The sequence below is a fragment of the Deefgea tanakiae genome, assembly GCF_019665765.1.
Lineage (GTDB): Bacteria > Pseudomonadota > Gammaproteobacteria > Burkholderiales > Chitinibacteraceae > Deefgea > Deefgea tanakiae.
On sequence record NZ_CP081150.1, the window covers coordinates 1,436,329 to 1,458,554 of the forward strand.

Below are 22,226 nucleotides of genomic sequence, written 5' to 3' on the forward strand. Positions count from 1 at the left end.
CTGGCTTAATGACCAGAAAAATCACATACAGTAAACAGTGAAATACCTTCTTGCTGCACCAATTTTGAACCGCCCAACTCGGGCAAATCAACAATCGCAGCCGCCTCAACGACCTCGGCACCAATACGCTTGAGCAAATTGGCAGCAGCAATCATCGTACCGCCAGTCGCCACCAAATCATCAATCAGCAACACACGATCACCAGCCTTACAGGCATCGGCGTGCAATTCAACTATAGCCGAGCCATATTCAAGCTCATACTCTTCTGAGATCGTATCAAAAGGCAGCTTGCCTTTCTTGCGAATGGGAACAAAGCCTAAATTGAGTTCATAGGCAACAACTGCGCCCAAAATAAAACCACGCGCATCAACACCAGCGACAACGTCTAATTTTTGGTCCATATACCGATGAACAAAAATATCAACCAAGACACGGAAGGTCTTTTTATCTTGCAGCAAGGGTGTAATGTCGCGAAACATCACCCCAGCTTGCGGCCAATTGGGTACGGTGCGGATACGCGATCGAATATAATCTGCGTACGGCGGCTCATCCAAGCTAGGGCTTAACATCATTTATTTCTCTCAGTGGAAAAACGCAAATTTAACAATCCACAAGGCAGTAATTACCAAAACGGCAACACTCAAATCTTTATAACGACCGGCTAGTAGCTTGATTACGGTATAGCTAATAAAACCAAAAGCGATACCATCAGCAATTGAAAACGTAAACGGCATCGCAAAAGCAGTCATTACTGCAGGCGCAGACTCAGTCAGATCATCCCATTCGATTTCAGCCAAACCACGCGCCATCAATACCGCGACGTAGCATAAAGCAGGTGCAGTGGCATACGCTGGCACTGTTGCAGCCAACGGCGAAAACCAAAGTGCAGCCAAAAAGAGTAAAGAAACAACCAGCGCCGTCAAACCAGTGCGGCCGCCCACGGCTGTACCTGCTGCAGATTCAATATACGCTGTCGTCGACGAAGTACCCATCGCAGCACCGGCAGTAATCGCAACCGAATCTGCCAACAGGGCTTTTTTCAGACGCGGCAACTTTCCATCTTTATCCAGCAAGCCCGCACGATGCGAAACACCAATCAAGGTACCAGTGGTATCAAACAAATCAACAAAGAAGAAAACAAAAATAACACCGAGCAAGCCTGCATTTAATGCGCCAGCTAAATCCATCTGCATAAAGGTCGGCGCCATTGAAGGTGGCATCGAAAACACACCTTTAAACTCACTCAAGCCCATTGCAATCGACAACATAGTGATTGTCAAAATAGCGATAATGATAGAACCATGAATTTTGCGGTACTCCATGGCCACAATCATGAAAAAACCTAAAATCGCAAGCAGTGTTTGCGGAGCATGAATATCACCCAGAGTCACCAAGGTGGCTGGAGAACCAACGACAACACCGGCATTTTTTAGCGCAATAATCGCCAAAAACATACCTACACCGGCAGAAATAGCCAGTTTCAATGAGTGAGGAATGGCATTCACAATCGCCTCACGCACTTTAAATAGACTCACAACCAGAAAAATAATACCGGAGATAAACACCGCGCCCAGCGCGGTTTGCCACGGCACGCCCATACCTTGAACCACGGTAAACGTGAAATAAGCGTTCAAACCCATACCAGGTGCGAGTGCAATTGGGTAATTGGCAACCAAGGCCATAATGGCCGTTCCCATCGCGGCAGCTAAACACGTTGCCACAAAGACCGCGTTAAAATCCATACCCGTCAAAGCCAGAATCGACGGGTTAACAAACACAATGTAGGCCATAGTCAAGAAGGTGGTGAAACCCGCAATCACTTCCGTCCTTACATCAGTACCATGCTCTTTGAGCTTAAAAAATGACTCCAACATCACCAACCCCCGTACTATTTTTATCAAAATAATAAAAAAACGAGCCTTTCGGCTCGTTCTTATGCCCCAATTCGTTTAGCCAGCGACACCCAGCAAGGCCATTACGCCAATGACCGCAAAAATCCCCGCAGCTACAAAACGCACCATTCTGAGGATATGCATCCTTGATGAGATCCAATTGCCAAGATACACCGCAGGCACATTCGCTAACATCATCCCCAAGGTCGTCCCCAGTACTACCTGCCACAACGGGGCGTATTTTAAAGCAAGCGCAACAGTCGCAACTTGCGTTTTATCACCCATTTCCGCCAAAAAGAAGGCGATTGTTGTCGCTACAAATGCACCATACGGTTTAACTTGTGATTCTTCTTCTGAAATCGTATCCGGAATCAAAGCCCATGCTGCGATTACCAAGAAACCCAAACCAACAACCCAACGCAAAATATCAGCTGAAATTAAACCAGCAACTTGTTGCCCAATCCACGCGGCAGCAAAGTGATTGAGTACAGTAGCAACAAAAATGCCCGCAACAATCGGCAATGGCCGACGAAAACGGGCAGCAAGAATCAAAGACAGTAATTGAGTTTTGTCGCCCATTTCGGCAATAGCAACAACACCCGTCGAAATTAAAAACGTATCAAACATCACAGCGCTCCGGATGGGCAGGACATGAAGCTATCTCCGCGGCCCATCCATGAGCACGGTCAATAGCTTCAGGTCTCGTCAGGCAAAACAGCCAAGCTGCTTCACTGCTTATGCCATGCGAAAATCCGCAAATATGTTGACATAAGCCCTATACAGTTTGAGTAAATCAAATCAGTACAGGCGACTACTCCCCCGAAGGGTAAGCGCGCATTTTATCCCCTTTTGCATCCTCGGCGCAAATAAGGGATTTACCTTGTTTTGAGGATGGACTGCAAAACGCCTTGGCAAGCGTCTTCGACTAAATCAAGCACATGCTCAAAGCCTTGGTCACCACCATAGTAAGGATCTGGCACTTCTTGCTCGGTGGTTTGCGCTGTAAAAGACAAAAACAGCTTTAGTTTTTCTTGGTATTCAACCGGACAATACTGCTTCAGGTAATTTAAATGGCTGCGATCCATAGCCAAAATTAAATCGTACTCGGCGTAATCGGTGCTTTTCATCTGACGCGCACGCAGATTTGATAAATCATAACCCCGTCGCAAAGCATGTTTTTGAGAGCGACGGTCTGGAGCCTCCCCAACATGATAGCTTTGCGTTCCCGCCGAATCGACTTCGATTTGATTCGTCAATCGCTGTTCAGTGATGAGGTGCCGCAACACCCCATCCGCCGTGGGGCTGCGGCAAATATTACCCGTGCAAACCATAAGCACTTTATACATTCAAGAAATCCTAAATTCTGTATTAGTGTCCGATATTAACAAGCAGGAATCCCAACTGTCAGCGCCAAGCCACCTAAAGAGGTTTCCTTGTAGGTATTATGCATATCCATACCGGTGCGATACATGGTTTCGATGACCTTATCTAAAGTCACTTTATGCTCACCACTTTCCATCAGCGCCAGTTGGGCAATTTTGATAGCTTTTTCTGCTGCCACGCCATTTCGCTCAACGCACGGAATTTGCACCAAGCCGCCCACAGGGTCACAAGTCAAGCCTAAATGATGCTCCATCCCGATTTCAGCGGCATTTTCAACCTGCTCTAAAGTACCACCTAACACGGCACAATAAGCGCCAGCCGCCATTGAGCAAGCTACACCCACCTCGCCCTGACAACCCACCTCGGCCCCAGAAATTGAAGCATTCATTTTGTACAACATGCCAATCGCAGCGGCCGTGAGCAAGAAATCAACAATGCCAGCTTCATTCGCAGTAGGCGTAAAATTACGATAATACTGCAGCACCGCAGGAATAATCCCTGCCGCGCCATTGGTAGGCGCAGTAACAACTCGGCCACCACTAGCGTTTTCTTCTGAAACCGCAAAAGCATAGACCATGGGCCACAACATAAAATCAGCGCGCCCCGTTAACTGCATGCCGACCATTTTGCGAAAAATAGCGGGAGCACGTCGATTCACTCGATAGCCCCCCGGTAACTCACCTTCGCGGGTGCAGCCATTTTGAATGCACTGCTGCATTACATTCGCAATTTCTAGCACTTGAGCTCTGACTGCGGCTTCAGGTTGCAACGCAACCTCATTGGCCATCACAATTTGCGCAATCGACAACTGCTGAGCACGGCAATGCGCCATTAGGTCTGCCGCCGTTTGGAACGGATAAGGTACATCTTGAGTGGCCGCGGGCACCTGGCCAAAGTCCGCCTCATGCACCACAAAACCGCCCCCCACCGAGAAGTACACCTCATTGGCAATTTCGCGAGCATCCTTATCATATGCGCGCAGTCGCATCCCATTGGGGTGCTGCTTTAAAAACAAATGCCGCTGTAAAATCAAGTCTTTACCAAAATCAAATGGCACAGCAAACTGACCGGATAACATCAGCTGCGCATCGGCTTGTTGTAAGCCAATCAATCGTAATGAAACAAAATCAGGATTCACGTATTTCGGTGTATGGCCTTCAAGCCCAAGCAAAGTGGCAGCTACAGCACCATGCCCCTCACCTGTTAAAGCCAACGAACCATAAAAATCGACACGAATACGAGCAACCTGACTTTGTTTTTCACCCAATTGGTCGACAAAGGCTTTTGCCGCGACCATCGGCCCTACGGTATGCGAGCTCGACGGGCCAATTCCAATCTTAAATAAGTCAAACACACTTAACATCAAAACCACCTCTGCCAACGGGATCACCGCTGGCGGCAAAATAGGTGGCGTTGTGCGCCACCCATTTATTATTACAAATAGCTACCGACAAAATCGCCCAGAATGCCAACCACACCCATCACAAAAATAAAGCCTGCAGTGCGCGACTGGTAAATCATCAAACGTGGAATCCGTTTCATCAACATTACTGGCATTAAGTAAGCATAGATCGCAATCACGGGCGCCGACAAAGCACCGATAATTTTCAGGATAGGCGGGTTGTAAACCGCCAGAAACCAAAGACCCAGCATCATAACCAAGGTAACGACTAAATTAATTTTCTTGCGATCAAGCTTTGCTTCGGCAGCAGGGTTGCTCCAAGTCATTACTCGAGTGGTTATCCCCACCAAGCCTTCACGGGTGCCAACAAAGTGACCAAAGTAGGAACTGGCAATCGCCAAAAATGCAATCGCGGGGATTAAATAACGCAAAAAGGGTTGCGACACAATCAGGGACATCGTCGTCAGAATGTCGATATTTTTCTCTTGTGATGAGGCCAACACTTCAGGTGAGGTCGCCAATACCATAGAAAACACAAAAAACATCACAAATACTAATAGAATCAGAGAGGTCCATTTGATAATGCCATCAGTGCGGGCAACGGCCTCATTGGCACTGTAACGAGCACGGTACGACGCAGCCAGTGTCGAACACACAGGCGAAAAATTCATCGCAAACACCAGCACCGGAAATAGCAGCAATAGATTTTTAAGAACCTCAGCTGATTCAAACGGTGTATTAAGTACCGACAAATTCCACTGTGGGATCATATAGATCGACAAGCCGGCCAACATGACAATCAAAGGGAATGTCATAAACGACGTAACACGCACCATGAACTTCTCACCAGCCAAAATCACACCGGTCAAACTAGCCAGCAGCAAGAAAGTTAAAATGGTTCGCGAGAACCCTTCTATGCCCATCTGGTTTTCCAAAAACGAAGCGACGATATTGGTAACACCAGTTGCGTAGCCTACGCAAATCGTCACAATCGAGAGAAAATACAGAATAGACACGGCAAAACCTACGTTTCGCCCTAAATCGTGCTCAACGGCACCAATGATGTCGGTGGGCTGCGGGCATGATGCAACGACCCGCGTAATCCCACGATGTGCCACATAAGTGATTGGAAAAATAATCGCCGTCAATATCAGCATCGACCATATGCCACCCATACCCGCACGAATCGGCAGGTACAAAATCCCCGCCCCAACTGCAGTACCAAAACAGGTCAAAACCCATTCCCAATCCTTCCGATCTAAAGTCATTTTTGCATCCCTGTAAATAAACACGACAAGTGCGGCGACGTTATGTAGTCAAGCTGGATGCAATTACACGCGAAGAAAAAAATAAAGACTGTGTAATATTCACACAAAGCAGGTGGGATTTGACTGGGTCTTGATTTTAAACAGATATCGTCGACAGACTAGGTTTTTGCCGTATATCAGCCACAGAGAAATTATGTATTTGAGAAAAAGAGGAAGCACAACAGGAAGAGGCTGACGCGTACAACTGACAAAGCACATTAAAACCAAAATTAATAGGTATAGCCAGCCAGCCATTAAATAATAACGTCTAGCTGACTATACACTAAAGATCAATCTTCAGAATTGAGCTGCAAAGCCCACATCTGTGCATACACACCGTTTTGCTCCAACAATTCACGATGATGACCACGCTCAACGATTTGACCTTCGCGCATCACCAAGATCTGATCCGCCTCTGAAATGGTCGACAAACGATGCGCCACGATGAGCGTGGTGCGATTAGCAGAAATCGCCTTAAGTTCAGCCTGAATCGCCTTTTCAGTATGTGAATCAAGCGCACTGGTCGCCTCGTCAAAAATCAAAATCGGTGGGTTTTTGAGAATCGTTCGCGCAATCGCCACACGTTGTTTTTCACCGCCCGACAATTTTAAACCACGCTCACCGACGGTGGTTTCAAATCCATCCGGCAAGCTGAGAATAAAATCGTAGATGTGCGCCGACTTGGCCGCCTCAATGACTTCCTCTTTACTCGCAGTTGGACGACCATAGGCGATATTGTAAAAAATAGTGTCGTTAAAAAGCACAGTATCTTGCGGCACAATACCAATATGAGCGCGCAAACTGGCTTGAGTGAGGTCTCGCAAATCCAAATCGTTAATTGAAATTTGACCGCTATCGACATCGTAAAAACGATAGAGCAAGCGCGACAATGTCGATTTACCTGCGCCACTCGCACCAACTACCGCCACCGTTTTACCAGCCGGGATCGTAAAACTCACATCCTGCAAAATTTGCCGATTGTCTTCGTAGCCAAAATTGATATGGCTAAACTCAACCGCAGCCTGCTGCGTTTGCAAAATTTTTGCGGTCGGTTTGTCTGAGATTTCTGCACCTTTGCCAAGCAAACCAAACATTTTTTCCATATCGGCGAGTGAATTTTTAATTTCACGGTACACAAAACCCAAGAAATTAAGCGGGCCATACAATTGCAACAAGAATGCATTGACCAAGACCAAATCACCCAAGGTCATCGTGCCTTGCACTACGCCATCGGCCGCCATACCAACGAGCAGCGTAATCCCCACCGCAATAATACTGGCTTGCACCGCATTCAAAAATGATAGTGAGACTTGGTTATTCACCGCCGCAGCTTCCCACTTTTGCATACTATTGTTGTAGCGCTCGGCCTCCCAGCGCTCGTTGCCAAAGTATTTGACCGTTTCATAATTGATCAAGCTATCAATCGCTCGGGTATTCGCTTTGGAATCCATTTCATTCATGTCGCGACGAAAACGCATGCGCCATTCGGTAATACCCAGCGTAAATGCGATATACACCGCCACCGTGCCGAAAGTAACCGCCGCAAACGTCCAATGGTATTTTTTGAGCAGAATAATCGCGACCAGACTGATCTCGACCAAGGTTGGCAAAATATTAAACAACATAAAGTTGAGTAAAAACGAAATGCCTTTAGTGCCGCGATCAATATCCCGACTCATGCCGCCGGTTTGCCGTTCCAAATGAAAACGCAGCGAGAGTCGATGCAAGTGCTCAAAGACTTGCAACGCGACTTTGCGAATCGCGCCTTGCGTGACTTTGGCAAACACCGCATCGCGCAGCTCGCCTAAAATAGCCGTACTTAAGCGCAACGCGCCATAAGCCAGAATCAGCGACAGAGGAAACAACAGCGCGGCATTTTTTGAATCCAAACTATCCACAATGTCTTTAAGCACCAAAGGCACTGCGACACTGGCAAACTTAGCAACAAAAAGCAGCGTAAGCGCTAGTGCCACGCGGAATTTGTACTGCCATAAATACGGCAATAAGGTTGAAATCGTTTTCCAGTCGTTACGTGACTCAGTGCTGGGGTTGGTATTACTTGAAGGAGGCATTAATGCAGTGTCCGTGGCATAGAAAGTACAAATTGTTCAATCGGAGCTTCAAACTCAGTGCCGTCAGCGGCAATCATTTGATAACTGCCGCGCATGGTGCCCACAGGCGAATTGAGCGTAACACCACTGGTGTACTCAAAGCTTTGACCTGGCGCCAACTCAGGATGCTCGCCAATTACACCTTCACCACGCACCTCCTGCGTTTTGCCTTCTGCATCTTCAATAATCCAATGCCGCGACAACAATTTAGCCGCTACTGAGCCTTCATTGGTAATGGTGATTTGGTAGGCAAAGGTATATTGCTCACTGCTTTCATCAGATTGTTCGGCCAGATAAAATGGCCGCGCTTGCACGCTCACCTTATAAGAATGTTCCATATATTCCTCACTGCGACGATTTGCTTCGATGCAGCAGTTTACCAGCCTGCGTGCAGCATATTGAGCAAAGTCATCTTGTTTTCGCGATAAACTGGCAAACTAGGCTAATTTTGTAATCCTAAGTAGTTAAGCAAGAGCTTTCTAGCATCGTTGTCTCGCCTCGCCATACAATTCTTGCACGGATACTTACATATATCGATTGATCAACAAGGAGCCCGTTATGACCTTTCGCATCGCCCCTAGCATTTTGTCTGCCGACTTTGCCCGCCTGGGTGAAGAAGTTAAAAACGTCATCGCGGCAGGCGCCGACATTATTCACTTTGACGTGATGGACAACCATTACGTACCTAATTTAACGATTGGCCCTTTGGTGTGCGATGCAATTCGCCCATGGACTGATGCGCCGATTGATGTGCATTTGATGGTAAAACCTGTTGATCGCATCATTCCTGACTTTGCCAAGGCTGGCGCCAACATCATTACTTTTCACCCTGAAGCCTCTGAGCACATCGATCGCTCACTGGGTTTAATTAAAGAGTGTGGCTGTAAAGCAGGCTTGGTATTTAATCCAGCAACGCCACTGCATTATCTCGATTACGTGATGGATAAAATCGATATGATTTTGCTGATGTCGGTGAATCCGGGTTACGGCGGCCAATCTTTTATTCCTGCGACACTCGCCAAAGCGCGTCAAGCCCGCGCACTGATTGATGCCTACACCGCCAAAACAGGTCGTGAAATCTGGTTGGAAATCGATGGCGGCGTCAAAGTCGACAATATTGCCGAAATTGCTGCGGCAGGCGTCGATACTTTTGTTGCGGGATCAGCGATTTATAGCCAGCCCGACTACAAAGCGGTGATTGATCAGATGCGTGTTGAACTCGAGTCGGTCAAGAAGGTGAAATAATGCAGTTACTGCACAACCCACGTTGCAGCAAAAGCCGCGAGGCTTTAGCTGCACTCGAGGAGCGCGGTCACGCTCCCACGATTCGCCGCTATCTCGAAGACCCGCTTTCCGAAGCTGAGGTAATTGAGTTACTCAGCCAGCTCAATATCTCGCCACTGGACTTGGTTCGACAAAAAGAAGAGCTTTGGCGTGAGCTTAGCGCAGGAAAAATCCTGACCGATGCCGATATCATCGACTTATTGGTTCGGCACCCCAAGCTGATTGAACGACCCATTTTGATTCACCAAAACAAAGCCGCCATCGGTCGCCCCTTAGCGCGTATCCTTAGCATCTTGTAATTGAAAATAGAGAACCTCATGCCGATCACCGCCTGCGCATTTGATTTAGACGGCACCCTTGTCGATTCAATTCACGATCTGGCCAGAGCTGCCAACTTAGCACGCGCTGATTTGGGCTTGGCCGAACTCAGTAGCGATCGCGTAGCCAGTTTTGTTGGTGACGGTGCTGCCAGCTTGGTGGCAAGGGTATTGGCTGATAGCAACAGTGCAGAATATACTGGCACAGCCATGCAGGTAGAGGGCATGGACCGCTTTAACGAGCACTATCGTGCTGGGCTGTCTATCGCTACGCAGTTTTACCCCAAAGTGCAAGAAACCCTGCATATGCTGCATGAGCGCGGCATGCCGCTCGCGATTGTGACCAATAAGCCAGAACGTTTCACCATACCATTGCTGCGCGAATTGGGTGTATTTGAACACTTTGATGTGATTGTTGCTGGCGACAGCCTACCCAAAAAGAAACCTGCACCGGAGCCGCTACAATTTGCCGCCTTGCAACTGAAAGTCGAGCTAGCCGATATGCTGATGGTGGGCGACTCAGAAAACGACATCCTTGCAGCGCGCGCAGCGGGGTGTCCGGTGATTGCAGTGAGTTATGGCTACGGCAGCAATATCGAATCACTGGGCGCAGATGCGGTAATTCATCGCTTTGACGAATTACGCGATTATTTAGACCTAAACTAAACCCGCTATTTAAGTTCAATCAGCAATAATTTTGCTGGTAATACGTGCGAATCTGACGGATACGTTGGCGAGTTTGACGATATGCCGTAGTTCACGCACAATTGCAGCTCAATCTTCGATTTTTATAGAAATCACTCAACATGGCTTTTTACTCCGCACCGACCTTCATCCAAGGATTTGAAGGACTTGAATGGCGATGGCGTCGCTGATTTAGCGCACACACGCCCTTCTTCTATTGATTTGGAGTAACACCCATGATTTCCCGCTTTGAATTTGATGCCTTGGCCAGCCAAGGTTACAACCGCATCCCACTGATCCAAGAATTATTCGCAGATCTAGATACCCCGCTTTCGGTTTACCTCAAGCTCGCCAACCGCCCCTATTCTTATTTGCTTGAATCTGTGGTCGGTGGCGAACGCTTCGGACGCTATTCATTTATTGGCTTGCCAGCACGCACCCGCATAAAAGTCTGCGGCAACAAAACCGAGCTGATACACAATGATCACGTCATCGAAACATACGATGGCAACCCGCTCGATTTTATTGAAAACTATCAAGCCCGCTTTAAAGCGCCACCGACTAATGGCCTGCCGCGCTTTATGGGTGGATTGGTCGGCTACTTTGGCTATGAAACAATACGTTATATCGAGCGCAAACTCGCTAGCTGCGAAAAGCCAGATCCAATTGGTGCGCCCGACATTCAATTGCTGCTCTCCGAAGAAATCGTTGTCGTCGACAATCTCAGCGGTAAATTATTCTTGGTCGTGTATGCCGACCCAAATAACGAAATGGCGTTTGATAAAGCCGAAGCGCGCATCCATGACTTGCGTATGAAATTACGCGAGCCAGCCAATATTCCTTTGTCACTGGCGACGGAACAACAAAGCACCCCAATTTCTGAATTTGGCGAAGAAGCTTTTAAATCCGCCGTACTGATCGCAAAAGACTACATCAAAGACGGCGACGTGATGCAAGTGGTGTTAGCGCAACGCATGAGCACGCCATTTGCTGCATCGGCGATGTCGCTGTACCGCTCACTACGCAGCATCAACCCATCGCCGTATATGTTTTATTACGACTTTGGCGACATGCAAATCGTTGGCGCTTCACCCGAAATCTTGGTTCGCCTAGAAGACGACACCGTGACAGTACGCCCGATCGCCGGAACACGCACACGCGGTAAAGACCGCGCTGAAGATCTGGCACTTGAACAAGAATTACTCGCCGACGAAAAAGAAATCGCCGAACACGTGATGCTAATCGACCTAGGCCGCAACGATGCTGGCCGTGTAGCGCAAACGGGCTCGGTTAAACTCGTCGACAAAATGATCGTTGAGCGCTACTCGCATGTGATGCACATCGTCTCAAGCGTGGAAGCCAAGCTCAAACCGAAACTAAGCGCAATTGACGTCTTGAAAGCCACCTTTCCTGCGGGTACCGTTTCTGGTGCACCGAAAGTGCGTGCGATGGAAATCATCGACGAATTAGAGCCAACTAAACGGGGCGTTTATTCTGGCGCAGTGGGTTACCTCGGTTTTAACGGCGATATGGACGTGGCCATCGCGCTGCGTACCGCCGTCGTCAAAAACGAAACACTGTATATGCAAGCTGGTGCTGGCATTGTCGCCGACTCAGTACCACAAAGTGAATGGCAAGAAACCCTCAATAAAGCGCGCGCTGTTTTACGCGCAGCAGAACTTGCTGAACAAGGGCTAGACGCTTAAGCGCCGCCCCCTATTGAGAATAAAGGATACCGCCATGCTACTGATGATCGATAACTACGATAGTTTTACTTACAACCTCGTGCAATACTTTGGCGAACTCGGCCAAGACGTACAAGTGCACCGCAACGATGAAATCACCATCGAAGAAATTACGGCACTCAATCCCAAATATTTAGTGATTTCTCCCGGCCCTTGCTCGCCTGCTGAGGCGGGAATTTCAATTGCTGCGATTAAACATTTCGCTGGTAAATTGCCCATCATGGGCGTTTGCTTGGGTCACCAAGCGATTGGTGAGGCTTTTGGCGGCGTCGTACTACACGCCAAAACGCTGATGCATGGCAAGGTATCGCCAGTTATTCATAACGATATCGGCATGTTCAAAGACATACCCTCACCCGTTACAGTAACGCGGTATCACTCATTGGCAATTGAGCGTGAAACACTCCCAGAGTGTCTTGAAGTCACAGCTTGGACTGCCGATGGTGAAATCATGGGCGTACGCCACAAAACACTGCCAATTGAAGGCGTGCAATTTCACCCTGAATCGATCCTGACCGAACACGGGCATAAAATGCTCGATAACTTCCTCAAAGAATGGGCGTAATACTAAGCGCAAGCCGACCCGTAGGTCGGCTTCTTTACGCCAACAAACCCAATAATTGAGTTCAAAAATGATTACTGTACAAGCCGCCCTGAATCGCCTGATCGACAACAACGAACTGTTTTACGATGAAATGCTGTATTTAATGCGGCAAATTATGTCCGGCGAAATGACGCAAGCACAAATCGCCGCGCTATTGATTGGCCTACGCACCAAGGTCGAAACCGTCTCTGAAATCGCCGCCGCTGCCACGGTAATGCGCGAGTTTTCAACCAAGGTAGCCGTGCAAGATCGTCGCCACTTGGTCGACACTTGCGGCACCGGTGGCGATGGCGCACATACGTTTAATATTTCGACCTGCGCCTCATTTGTCGCTGCAGCGGCTGGCGCCAAAGTCGCCAAACACGGCGGTCGTTCAGTGTCTTCAAGTTCAGGTTCGGCAGACGTGCTGGAAGCGTTTGGCGTCAATCTTAATTTAACTGCAGAGCAAGTCGGCCAGTGCATCGATGAAGTCGGCTTGGGCTTTATGTTCGCACCAAATCACCACAGCGCAATGAAATACGTTGCACCAGTGCGTAAAGAATTGGGCGTACGAACAATTTTCAACATTCTTGGGCCTCTAACCAATCCTGCTGGTGCGGACAATCAAGTTATGGGCGTATTTCACCCTGACCTAGTAGGTATTCAAGCGCGAGTATTAAAGCAATTAGGCTCTAAGCATATACTGATCGTACACGGCAAAGATGGCATGGATGAGATCTCAATCAGCACGCCAACGATGATCGCCGAACTCAAAGATGGCGAAATTATTGAATACGAAATCAACCCGCAAGACTTCGGCTTTGAATTGGCCGACATTAAGTCGTTGCACGCCAGTAACGCAGCCGAATCCAAAGCCATCATCGAAGGCATCCTGAATGGCGCAACGGGCCCTTGCCGCGACATAGTGCTATTGAATGCAGGAGCAGCGATTTATGCTGCTAATTTAGCGGTCACGCTGGAAGATGGCATTAACGCGGCACATGAAGTGATTGCGAGTGGGACGGCGAAGGCCAAGTTGGATGCACTGATTGCATTCACTCGTAAACTGAGCCAAGTGTAATTCACCATCGATAGAGACATTAATGAACAAATTATTTTTTGTTGATTTCGAAAATCTACAGAATTTATCTTATGAAGAAATTGACCCAAATAATGACATGGTTGTTATTTTTGTGGGCCACTCACAAACCAAGATAAATTTAGACATCGTAAAAAAAACTCAAAGACTAGGTAAGGCCGTTGAGTGGATTCAAATGGGGGGAAATGGCCGCAACGCTCTTGATTTCCACATTGCTTATTATCTTGGTTATTTTATTGCAACAAAAGAAAACACCTCAGTTCAATGTAAAATTTACATTGCCTCTGGCGATAATGATTATGACGTTCTTATAAAACACATAATAAGCCAAGGACATCACTGCGAAAGAGTTAAAAACATTCCTCCTCTTATTAGCCAGAGCGATAATACGACAGATATTCAAGCTCAAATAACAGAAAATATCACTTCAGCGACATTAGAAGTTCGTAACGACCCTGCACCTGCACCTGCACCTGCACCTGCACCTGCACCTGCACCTGCACCTGCACCCAAAAAATTATCAAACACAGAGATACTAGAACATTTAATTTCAAACTTAGGTAAAGTCGAAAAACTAAAACGCCCAAGAACTGAAACTACTTTAGTAAATCACATCAATGCTCAATACCTTAAGAAAAAATCTGATCTAAATCCAACGGCAATTTTTAACCTGCTAAAGCAAAATAAAAAAATCTCCGTAAATCAAAAACGAATTTCATATTTATTTTAAGAAGATTATATGTCCGACATTCTAAAAAAAATCTGGGCGACGAAGTTTGAAGAAGTCGCTGCTGCTAAAAAACTCATTCCGCTCACCGAGATCCGCGCACAGGCGGAATCAAACAAAGACCATCGTGACTTCGTTGCATCGATTCGCGCGAAACATGCGGCGGGTAAAGCGGGTGTGATTGCCGAAATCAAAAAGGCCAGCCCCAGCAAGGGCGTAATGCGTGATCCGTTTGTTCCGGCAGAAATTGCTGCTGATTACGAAGCGAATGGGGCGGCTTGCTTGTCAGTGTTAACTGACGTGCAGTATTTCCAAGGCCATGCAGATTATCTTAAAGCAGCGCGTGCAGCGTGCAACATTCCGGCGCTGCGCAAAGACTTTATGGTGGATGAATATCAGTTTTATGAAGCGCGCGCTTGGGGCGCGGATTGCATTTTACTGATCGCCGCCGAGCTCGATTTGGCGCAAATGCGTGACTTTGAAGCGTTAGCACATCAATTGGGTATGGCCGTCTTGGTCGAAGTGCATAACGGTGAAGAGCTTGATGCTGCGTTGCAATTGACGACGCCGCTCGTTGGTGTCAATAACCGCAACTTGCGCACGTTTGAAGTGAGCTTGCAAACCACCATCGACTTGCTGCCACGCATTATTGACGCTGGTGGCAATCGAATTGCAGTCTGCGAAAGCGGGATTCACGCGCCGAGTGATGTGCAATTAATGCACGATCACAATGTGCATACCTACTTGGTCGGCGAAGCGTTTATGCGCCAAACCTCGCCGGGGCGAGGTTTGAGTGAGCTATTTGATCCGATTTACAAATAAAACTAGGTATAAGGCTCTGATTAATATTCAGCAACAATTAGAGCCTTATACATCCACTATTTTTTACCACCACCTTCCCCTCCTTTGCCGCCACCTTCACCACCCTTGCCGCCACTGCTACCTCCACCAGAGCTTCCTTTGCCACTATCCCCGCCCGACTTGCCGCCTGAAGAACTACTCGATTTGCTACTAGCATCATCAGCCCCGCCAGATGAACGGCTTGATTTGCTTCCAGAATCGTCAGACTGACTATTATTGCGACTGGACTGCCGCTGATCATCGACGCCTTCTTTGTGCGCCACTTCGACGCCATGCTCAGTTTCAACTTTTTCGGATTTTTCGGCTTTTTCAACTCGCTCAGACTGCCCTGAGCGACTCAGGGAGCGATGTGCTTCCTGACTCTTGGAAACAACAGAGCCCATATTCAGCCCTAAGGAGTTGGAAATCTCCCCCCAGCCCATTCCCGAGCTACGTTGCGCAGTCACAGTAGCCAATGCCTGTTGCAAAGTCATACCCGGATTTTTTTGCATCATGGCGCCACTTAAGGCCAAAGTATTATTAACACCACCCCAGCCCATCGTTTTGTTCGAAGCATTCAGAACCGTGGACGAGCCAGAAACCGTAATGGTAGCGCTTTGACCTGTGCGAAGCGCATTGGCTAACTGCACGGCATTTTCTTTTGAGCCCGCCAAGCCTGAATAAGTTGTTGCCAGTGCATTAACCACTTGCTGGGATTCTTGCTGACTACTTAATTGATTGGTTTTCTGTGCGCTATCGTCCAGAGAGTCTGCCAGTACTGGCGCGCTAAGTAGCAGCGATGCGGCAAAAATTATCTTGTTCATTTTTAGCTCCAATAAAGGTGAGAACCAACTACTATTCTCGTCCTCTCAAAGCTGAGCGTTTAAATGAATGTTGCTTTTGACCGCCAAAAGGGTGTTTAGACTTAACTTCAAAATAAAACACAATCAATCTCCCCTCGGCTAAGCCGAGGGTTTACCCCAAATTAATTATGCCGCGACTGGATAATCGCTGTAACCGACTGGACCCGGCGTATAAAAGGTATTGGCGTCGGGCTCGGTCAATGGCAAACCTTGCTGCATCCGCTTTGGCAAATCAGGATTGCTAATGAACGCTCGACCAAAAGCCACCAAATCAGCCTGACCCGCAACAAGTGCCGCCTCAGCACTGCCAGCTTCAAAACCACCAGAGGCAATAAATAAGCCCTTGAATGCTGCACGCAATTGCGACTTAAACGTGGACGGCATTTCTGGCGCCCCCATGGCCGAATGATCGACCAAATGGATATAAACCAGGCCAATCTCGGACAGGCCCTGCGCTAGCTCGACGTATTGCCCCACAATACCGGCAAACTCTGCCGTACCATTAAATACACCGTATGGCGACACCCGAATGCCGACTTTATCTGCGCCAATCGCTGCCACACACGCCTGCGCCACTTCAAGCACGATCCGATTTCTTGCCGCAGCGCCACCGCCGTATCCATCTTCACGCGTATTGACGTTGGCATTTAAAAATTGCTCGAGCAAATAGCCATTTGCAGCGTGCAACTCAATCCCATCAAATCCAGCCTCAATCGCCAACTTTGCCGCATTGACATACTCAGCAATCAAGGCAGGGATTTCAGCTTCGGCCAAGGCGTGTGGTAGCGCGTGCGGCTGCATCCCTGCAACATCAGTGTAAATTTCGCCTTCAAGTACTTTGTCAGTAGGCCCAACTGCTCGCGCCCCTACTGGCAAATTCGCCTCGCCCGTTACCCTGCCGCAATGCATCAGTTGAACAAATATTTTAGCGCCACCACGATGCGCGGCAGCCGTACTGAGCTGCCAGCCTGCAACATGCTTAGCATTGAATAGACCTGGAATACGGGCGTAACCTAGGCCATCAGCCGAAGGCGATGTGCCCTCGGTAATAATTAAACCTGCACCTGCGCGCTGCCCATAGTAATCAGCCATGATTTGGTTAGGGATATTATCGATCGCCCGACTGCGCGTTAACGGCGCCATCACGATACGATTTTGCAAGGCCAAACGGGGGTGCTGCAGAGGATCAAACAACATGCGAAGTTCTCCAGTAGGCTCAATCAAAGGGTACTTTCAACAAACATACTTATCTTTAATTAGATGGAGATACAGCAAGCAATAACAAGCATATCAATGCTTCGAGAATATAATCACTGCAAATATAAAAATCATCCTGTGCTACACCATGACAATTTGATGCAAGCTATACAAAGTAAGTCCAATCAGACCACCAACTAAAGTGCCATTCAGCCGCACAAATTGCAGATCTACCCCGACATTCACCTCAAGCCGCTCGACCATCACTTCGTCATCCCATGCTTTAAGTTGCTCGGCAATAAATTGACCGATTTGGCGGCGATACTTTTTGACCAACTGCCCAGCAGCAACTCGGACGTGGCGATTGAGCCAATCGGCCAACACCACATCGCTCGCTAAACGCAGTCCAAAGTGCTGCAGACTATTGGCCAATTTGCTGCGCAACACGGAGTCTTGCCTGGCCAAATCATCAGCCAGCCACGCCACCACTCTCGCCCACATACCATCGATAGCATTGAGTAAAGTCGGTTGAGCCAGTAGATGTTCTTGCGTCGTTTTTAGCTGATGTTGCAGCGCTTGATCGTGCACCAAACGCTGCTGCAAATCAGCCAGTGCCGTATCAAAATGCGCACGCAGTGGGTGATCCGCCATTTCGCGCATTTGTTGTACTTCGCGTCCAGCCGCATGGACTAATTTGCGCGCCATATAGCGACCACCGGCTTCATCGAGCGAAATCCAGCGCAAGTAATCAAACTCAGCAGCGATGATGTTAGCAATGTGCTGCTGCAACGCCGGCTTTTGTAGTTCGCTATCCAAATGCGTAAGCACCACATCAAGCAACACTTGGTGTTGACCACTTTGCCGAATTACCGCCAAAATTTCGCCGGCGGGTTTGACCAAATCAATTTGACCCAATTGCTGACGCATCAATTCACGCAAACGCAGTACCATTGCGGGCTCAGTCAAGCTTTGCAAAACAAAATCCAGCAACCGTGCCACTTGATCGGATGCCGCTTTGGCATTGACCAACTGCTGTAGCCACAACCCCAAGCGCATTGCCGGATTAAATTCGCGCACCTTGGACATAATGCGCTCAGACGACAAAAAATGCGTTTCAATAAACTCGCCCAAGCTATCGGCAATGCGATGTTTGTTTTTGGGGATAATCGCAGTGTGAGGAATCGGTAAATTGAGTGGATGACGAAACAACGCCGTGACGGCAAACCAATCGGCCAAGCCACCAACCAAAGCGGCCTCGGCAAACGCCACCACATAACCGAGCGATGGATATTCGCGGCGATAGTAGCCGGACACCAGCATAATAATCAGCATCAACACCAACAACGCCGTAGCGCGGCGCTTGTGCTGATTTAATCTTTGTAGTTTGAGATCGTAAGGGCGAATTGCGGGTGGATTGCTTGACATTGAAGACCTCAATACCAGAATGCAAATGATAGGTATTTGCTGCTAGCCATTGATCAATAATGACTAGCAATCAATACCTATCTTAGTTTACTTTTTGAACTTTAACCGGCTTGCCTTTGAGCTTGCCTTTATCATTACCAAGACGCTTTAACACTTGTGCGGCGTATTGCAATTCAACCGCGACATAAGTTCTGAACTCGAACAAATCAATTTTGCCAATCGCTTCATTCGGAATGCCACCATCGCCCGTTAATGCACCAACCACATCACCTGGGCGCACTTTTTGCTTGCGACCGGCATCAAAGCACAGTGTCGCCATTTTGGCAGGCAAGGCGAAATCACCGTTAATTTTAAGATCCGCCTCTTTCCCTTCAGGAATTGGCAACTCGAGGTATTCTTCAATCGTACGTTGACGCTTCACTTGCGACGGTGAAACTAAGCTAAACGCCAAACCTTTTTTACCCGCGCGCCCCGTACGGCCGATGCGATGCACATAGATTTCAGGATCGTACGGCAATTCGTAATTCACTACCGCAGCCAAGTCTTTAATATCCAAGCCACGCGCAGCCATATCGGTCGCAACCAAAATCGGGCAACTGCCGTTGGCGAATTTCACTAAGGTCAAATCGCGATCGCGCTGTTCAAGTTCACCATGCAATTCAATCGCATCAAAGCCGTCATTTTGCAGGCTACGCGCCAGATCCATGCAGTCTTGGCGGGTATTACAAAATACGACGCTCGATGCGGGTTGGTGATGCGCAAAAATGCGTTTGAGCAAATCGGCTTTTTCGCCATTGTCTTTGACTAAAAATAGCTGCTGCTCGATATAAACTTGGTCGTGCAAAGACTCAACCGTTACTTCAGTTGGCGAGCGCTGAATTGACGCAGAAAGTTTACGAATCCCTTCTGGATACGTTGCCGAAAACAGCATCGTTTGACGCCATTTTGGCAAGAAATCAATCACATCTTGCACTTCCCCGCCAAAGCCCATATCGAGCATACGGTCGGCTTCATCCAGCACCAAGGTGCTGACTTGCTTTACGATCAATGTATTTTTATGCAAATGATCCTGAATACGCCCCGGCGTGCCAACCACCACGTGCGCGCCATGCGCGAGCGAGGCCGCTTGTGGTGTCAACGGCGTACCGCCGCACAAAGTCAGGATTTTTAAATTCGGTAAATGGCGACCCAAACGACGCAAGTCTTTGCTGACCTGATCAGCTAATTCGCGCGTTGGGCACAACACCAAAGCCTGAACGCGGTGCAAATTGATATTGAGTTTTTGCAGTAAAGGAATACCAAAGGCTGCCGTTTTACCGCTGCCCGTTTTGGCTTTGGCAATAATGTCGCCACCTTCAAGCAAAATTGGCAAACTCGCAGCCTGAATCGGCGTCATCGCCTCAAAGCCCAGTGATTCCAAGTTATCCAGCATCTCGGCAGGCAAATTTAAAGCAGAAAACGGCGTTTTAGTCATAGCAAACCCAAAAAGATAGAAAGCAAGCCAAATGGCATAGCTGAAAGATTAAGCAGAGCCGCTTAAATCAATTCATTGCACTACAAGCATTCTAAGGGAATTACTAAGATTACTGCGATTTAGATTGGTAATGCAGAGGTGAAACTGACATGAAGCAAAGCAAGAAGTCTGGTCGGGGCGGTGGGATTCGAACTCACGACCACCTGGTCCCAAACCAGGTGCGCTACCGGGCTGCGCTACGCCCCGAACAGAGCCCGAATATTATAGACCAACGCGGCAAAGGTCAAGCGAAAACAAGCTTAAAAGTAGACCTTAGGCGGCTAAAAATAAATAAAGTATTGTTCTTTAATGAAATTATCTTTACAAAATCAAGCCACACAACAAGGGCTTTGTAAGCGTTACATCTATACAAACCCCCAACAATCCGGCGCCAGCTTGCTTTTCAACCTAAAAATCAACACTCCCCATGCATCGACTCACAATTGTCACCGACAATGCCTTTCACGAACCAATAGGTGCGCGCTACAATTGCCAAACTTATATAAACACCCATTCACCGCCACTTTGGAGCCCTTATGCCTGTTAATCTTGCACCGATTGATCCCTCACTGTTATTTCCTGTAGCCGGAGTTGAAATCGGCATCGCTTCAGCTGGTATCAAAAAAGTAGGCCGCCGTGACACAACGATTTTCACCATTGCCGCAGGTTCACGTGTTGCAGGTGTATTTACACTCAATCGCTTTTGCGCAGCACCAGTTCGCCTATGCCAAGAGTATCTCGCCGCGAACAATGCAATTCGTGCCCTAGTGATCAATACTGGCAATGCCAATGCAGGAACGGGCTTGGATGGACTAGCTCGCGCAGAAAAAATCTGCGCCGCAACTGCTGAGCAATTGGGCGTCAGCAGCCAGCAAGTACTCCCTTTTTCTACTGGCGTGATTTTGGAGCCACTTCCATTTGAAAAAATTATCGGTGCATTACCAGCAGCCAAAGCGGATTTATCACCCGCGAACTGGGCGCAAGCAGCCGAAGCGATCATGACCACCGATATCGCCCCCAAAGCCACGAGCAAGCAAATCACCATCGCGGGTAAGACAATCACCGTGACCGGCATCTCCAAAGGTTCGGGCATGATTCACCCGAACATGGCGACGATGCTCGGCTTTGTTGCCACTGACGCGGCAATTAGCCAAGAACTACTACAAGGCATGCTCAAACGTGCCGCCGATTTATCATTCAACAGCATTACTGTTGACGGCGACACCAGCACCAACGATAGCTATATCGCGATCGCCACTGGACAAGCTGGCAACCCTGAAATTGTTGACGCAAATAGCGCAGACTATCTCGCACTGCAAACCGCTATCGAAGAAGTCTCTCACTTTCTTGCTCAGGCCATTGTGCGCGACGGCGAAGGCGCAACTAAATTCATGACGATTAAAGTCGCAGGCGGCGCAAGCTACGACGAATGCAAAGCGGTCGGATACGCGATTGGTCGCTCGCCACTGGTTAAAACAGCGTTTTTTGCCTCCGACCCCAACCTTGGCCGAATTTTGGCTGCGATTGGCTATGCTGGAATTTTGGATTTGGACGTCGACAACATCGAAGTTTGGTTAGATGACGTCCTAGTCGCCATCAACGGCGGCCGCAATCCCGAATACCAAGAAAGCCAAGGCCAAACGGTCATGAATCAAGCGGAAATTTGCATTACCGTCAAACTCAACCGTGGCGAACACCAAGCCACCGTTTGGACTTGCGACTTTTCTTATGATTACGTGAAGATCAACGCAGACTATAGAAGCTAATTGACTTGAAATAAGAGCAAAAAACCCGCATCGGCCAAGCCCTGCGGGTTTTTAATTAGCTGGAAAAATAGCTATATTTGCGTCTATA

General features: G+C 48.2%; 21 protein-coding genes and 1 tRNA gene. 9 read left to right on the top strand and 13 right to left on the bottom strand.

Annotated elements, in window-relative coordinates:
* Window positions 1–5: 5 nt before the first annotated feature.
* From K4H28_RS06745 to apaG, 8 genes are all read right to left on the bottom strand, one after another.
* The gene (locus tag K4H28_RS06745) at window positions 6–572 is read right to left on the bottom strand and encodes an adenine phosphoribosyltransferase (protein WP_221007608.1); all 567 of its coding nucleotides are present in this window, start codon (window positions 570–572) and stop codon (window positions 6–8) included.
* Between the two features lie 9 nt (window positions 573–581).
* Complete coding sequence (locus K4H28_RS06750; protein WP_221007609.1) at window positions 582–1,874, bottom strand: NCS2 family permease; 1,293 nt, start codon at window positions 1,872–1,874, stop codon at window positions 582–584.
* Window positions 1,875–1,949: 75 nt separating this feature from the next.
* Complete coding sequence (locus K4H28_RS06755) at window positions 1,950–2,519, bottom strand: TMEM165/GDT1 family protein (protein WP_221007610.1); 570 nt, start codon at window positions 2,517–2,519, stop codon at window positions 1,950–1,952.
* A gap of 248 nt (window positions 2,520–2,767) precedes the next feature.
* Window positions 2,768–3,238 carry a low molecular weight protein-tyrosine-phosphatase gene (locus K4H28_RS06760; protein WP_255573646.1) on the bottom strand — a complete coding sequence of 157 codons (471 nt, stop codon included), beginning with the start codon at window positions 3,236–3,238 and terminating at the stop codon, window positions 2,768–2,770.
* Window positions 3,239–3,273: 35 nt separating this feature from the next.
* Window positions 3,274–4,638: an L-serine ammonia-lyase gene (locus tag K4H28_RS06765; RefSeq protein WP_221007611.1), complete on the bottom strand. Its 1,365-nt coding sequence runs from the start codon at window positions 4,636–4,638 to the stop codon at window positions 3,274–3,276.
* 71 nt (window positions 4,639–4,709) lie between these two features.
* Window positions 4,710–5,945, bottom strand: a complete 1,236-nt coding sequence (locus K4H28_RS06770) for an amino acid permease (protein ID WP_221007612.1) — start codon at window positions 5,943–5,945, stop codon at window positions 4,710–4,712.
* A gap of 329 nt (window positions 5,946–6,274) precedes the next feature.
* Entirely contained in the window at window positions 6,275–8,056 is a 1,782-nt protein-coding gene (locus K4H28_RS06775) for an ABCB family ABC transporter ATP-binding protein/permease (RefSeq protein WP_221007613.1), read from the bottom strand.
* Window positions 8,056–8,433 (bottom strand): Co2+/Mg2+ efflux facilitator ApaG/CorD, encoded by a 378-nt coding sequence (apaG, locus tag K4H28_RS06780; RefSeq protein ID WP_221007614.1) that lies wholly within the window; start codon window positions 8,431–8,433, stop codon window positions 8,056–8,058. Before apaG ends, K4H28_RS06775 begins: the two co-directional genes overlap by 1 nt.
* 220 nt (window positions 8,434–8,653) lie before the next feature.
* On the opposite strand from apaG, the gene rpe reads away from it, so the two are divergent.
* From rpe to trpC, 8 genes are all read left to right on the top strand, one after another.
* A complete protein-coding gene (rpe, locus tag K4H28_RS06785; RefSeq protein WP_221007615.1) occupies window positions 8,654–9,340 on the top strand; it encodes a ribulose-phosphate 3-epimerase in 687 nt (228 codons plus the stop codon).
* Entirely contained in the window at window positions 9,340–9,678 is a 339-nt protein-coding gene (gene arsC / locus K4H28_RS06790; RefSeq protein ID WP_221007616.1) for an arsenate reductase (glutaredoxin), read from the top strand. The genes rpe and arsC overlap by 1 nt, the downstream gene beginning before the upstream one ends.
* 18 nt (window positions 9,679–9,696) lie before the next feature.
* Window positions 9,697–10,362, top strand: a complete 666-nt coding sequence (locus K4H28_RS06795) for a phosphoglycolate phosphatase (protein ID WP_221007617.1) — start codon at window positions 9,697–9,699, stop codon at window positions 10,360–10,362.
* Between the two features lie 254 nt (window positions 10,363–10,616).
* Window positions 10,617–12,086, top strand: coding sequence for an anthranilate synthase component I (gene trpE, locus K4H28_RS06800; RefSeq protein ID WP_221007618.1), 1,470 nt, complete (start codon window positions 10,617–10,619; stop codon window positions 12,084–12,086).
* Window positions 12,087–12,120: 34 nt separating this feature from the next.
* On the top strand, window positions 12,121–12,690 hold the full coding sequence (locus K4H28_RS06805) for an anthranilate synthase component II (RefSeq protein ID WP_221007619.1): 570 nt from the start codon (window positions 12,121–12,123) through the stop codon (window positions 12,688–12,690).
* 67 nt (window positions 12,691–12,757) lie between these two features.
* Window positions 12,758–13,789 carry an anthranilate phosphoribosyltransferase gene (trpD, locus tag K4H28_RS06810; protein WP_221007620.1) on the top strand — a complete coding sequence of 344 codons (1,032 nt, stop codon included), beginning with the start codon at window positions 12,758–12,760 and terminating at the stop codon, window positions 13,787–13,789.
* Window positions 13,790–13,811: 22 nt separating this feature from the next.
* Complete coding sequence (locus K4H28_RS06815; protein ID WP_221007621.1) at window positions 13,812–14,537, top strand: PIN domain-containing protein; 726 nt, start codon at window positions 13,812–13,814, stop codon at window positions 14,535–14,537.
* Window positions 14,538–14,546: 9 nt separating this feature from the next.
* Entirely contained in the window at window positions 14,547–15,356 is an 810-nt protein-coding gene (gene trpC, locus K4H28_RS06820; RefSeq protein WP_221007622.1) for an indole-3-glycerol phosphate synthase TrpC, read from the top strand.
* Window positions 15,357–15,412: 56 nt separating this feature from the next.
* On the opposite strand, the gene K4H28_RS06825 is transcribed toward trpC, so the two are convergent.
* From K4H28_RS06825 to K4H28_RS06845, 5 genes are all read right to left on the bottom strand, one after another.
* The gene (locus K4H28_RS06825) at window positions 15,413–16,198 is read right to left on the bottom strand and encodes a hypothetical protein (protein ID WP_221007623.1); all 786 of its coding nucleotides are present in this window, start codon (window positions 16,196–16,198) and stop codon (window positions 15,413–15,415) included.
* Between the two features lie 165 nt (window positions 16,199–16,363).
* On the bottom strand, window positions 16,364–17,434 hold the full coding sequence (locus K4H28_RS06830; protein WP_221007624.1) for an alkene reductase: 1,071 nt from the start codon (window positions 17,432–17,434) through the stop codon (window positions 16,364–16,366).
* A gap of 141 nt (window positions 17,435–17,575) precedes the next feature.
* Entirely contained in the window at window positions 17,576–18,859 is a 1,284-nt protein-coding gene (locus tag K4H28_RS06835; protein ID WP_221007625.1) for a DUF445 domain-containing protein, read from the bottom strand.
* 82 nt (window positions 18,860–18,941) lie between these two features.
* Complete coding sequence (gene dbpA, locus K4H28_RS06840; RefSeq protein WP_221007626.1) at window positions 18,942–20,333, bottom strand: ATP-dependent RNA helicase DbpA; 1,392 nt, start codon at window positions 20,331–20,333, stop codon at window positions 18,942–18,944.
* Between the two features lie 169 nt (window positions 20,334–20,502).
* Window positions 20,503–20,579: transfer RNA gene (locus K4H28_RS06845), tRNA-Pro, on the bottom strand.
* 329 nt (window positions 20,580–20,908) lie between these two features.
* Here K4H28_RS06845 and argJ point away from each other — a divergent pair.
* Window positions 20,909–22,138 carry a bifunctional glutamate N-acetyltransferase/amino-acid acetyltransferase ArgJ gene (argJ, locus tag K4H28_RS06850; protein ID WP_221007627.1) on the top strand — a complete coding sequence of 410 codons (1,230 nt, stop codon included), beginning with the start codon at window positions 20,909–20,911 and terminating at the stop codon, window positions 22,136–22,138.
* Window positions 22,139–22,226 lie beyond the last annotated feature (88 nt).

What these genes read in the sequence shown, in the direction of transcription:
- K4H28_RS06745 (WP_221007608.1), bottom strand. Translation starts at nt 572, where the DNA reads ATGATGTTAAGCCCTAGCTTGGATGAGCCGCCGTACGCAGATTATATT.
- K4H28_RS06750 (WP_221007609.1), bottom strand. Translation starts at nt 1,874, where the DNA reads ATGTTGGAGTCATTTTTTAAGCTCAAAGAGCATGGTACTGATGTAAGG.
- K4H28_RS06755 (WP_221007610.1), bottom strand. Translation starts at nt 2,519, where the DNA reads ATGTTTGATACGTTTTTAATTTCGACGGGTGTTGTTGCTATTGCCGAA.
- K4H28_RS06760 (WP_255573646.1), bottom strand. Translation starts at nt 3,238, where the DNA reads ATGTATAAAGTGCTTATGGTTTGCACGGGTAATATTTGCCGCAGCCCC.
- K4H28_RS06765 (WP_221007611.1), bottom strand. Translation starts at nt 4,638, where the DNA reads ATGTTAAGTGTGTTTGACTTATTTAAGATTGGAATTGGCCCGTCGAGC.
- K4H28_RS06770 (WP_221007612.1), bottom strand. Translation starts at nt 5,945, where the DNA reads ATGACTTTAGATCGGAAGGATTGGGAATGGGTTTTGACCTGTTTTGGT.
- K4H28_RS06775 (WP_221007613.1), bottom strand. Translation starts at nt 8,056, where the DNA reads ATGCCTCCTTCAAGTAATACCAACCCCAGCACTGAGTCACGTAACGAC.
- apaG (WP_221007614.1), bottom strand. Translation starts at nt 8,433, where the DNA reads ATGGAACATTCTTATAAGGTGAGCGTGCAAGCGCGGCCATTTTATCTG.
- rpe (WP_221007615.1), top strand. Translation starts at nt 8,654, where the DNA reads ATGACCTTTCGCATCGCCCCTAGCATTTTGTCTGCCGACTTTGCCCGC.
- arsC (WP_221007616.1), top strand. Translation starts at nt 9,340, where the DNA reads ATGCAGTTACTGCACAACCCACGTTGCAGCAAAAGCCGCGAGGCTTTA.
- K4H28_RS06795 (WP_221007617.1), top strand. Translation starts at nt 9,697, where the DNA reads ATGCCGATCACCGCCTGCGCATTTGATTTAGACGGCACCCTTGTCGAT.
- trpE (WP_221007618.1), top strand. Translation starts at nt 10,617, where the DNA reads ATGATTTCCCGCTTTGAATTTGATGCCTTGGCCAGCCAAGGTTACAAC.
- K4H28_RS06805 (WP_221007619.1), top strand. Translation starts at nt 12,121, where the DNA reads ATGCTACTGATGATCGATAACTACGATAGTTTTACTTACAACCTCGTG.
- trpD (WP_221007620.1), top strand. Translation starts at nt 12,758, where the DNA reads ATGATTACTGTACAAGCCGCCCTGAATCGCCTGATCGACAACAACGAA.
- K4H28_RS06815 (WP_221007621.1), top strand. Translation starts at nt 13,812, where the DNA reads ATGAACAAATTATTTTTTGTTGATTTCGAAAATCTACAGAATTTATCT.
- trpC (WP_221007622.1), top strand. Translation starts at nt 14,547, where the DNA reads ATGTCCGACATTCTAAAAAAAATCTGGGCGACGAAGTTTGAAGAAGTC.
- K4H28_RS06825 (WP_221007623.1), bottom strand. Translation starts at nt 16,198, where the DNA reads ATGAACAAGATAATTTTTGCCGCATCGCTGCTACTTAGCGCGCCAGTA.
- K4H28_RS06830 (WP_221007624.1), bottom strand. Translation starts at nt 17,434, where the DNA reads ATGTTGTTTGATCCTCTGCAGCACCCCCGTTTGGCCTTGCAAAATCGT.
- K4H28_RS06835 (WP_221007625.1), bottom strand. Translation starts at nt 18,859, where the DNA reads ATGTCAAGCAATCCACCCGCAATTCGCCCTTACGATCTCAAACTACAA.
- dbpA (WP_221007626.1), bottom strand. Translation starts at nt 20,333, where the DNA reads ATGACTAAAACGCCGTTTTCTGCTTTAAATTTGCCTGCCGAGATGCTG.
- argJ (WP_221007627.1), top strand. Translation starts at nt 20,909, where the DNA reads ATGCCTGTTAATCTTGCACCGATTGATCCCTCACTGTTATTTCCTGTA.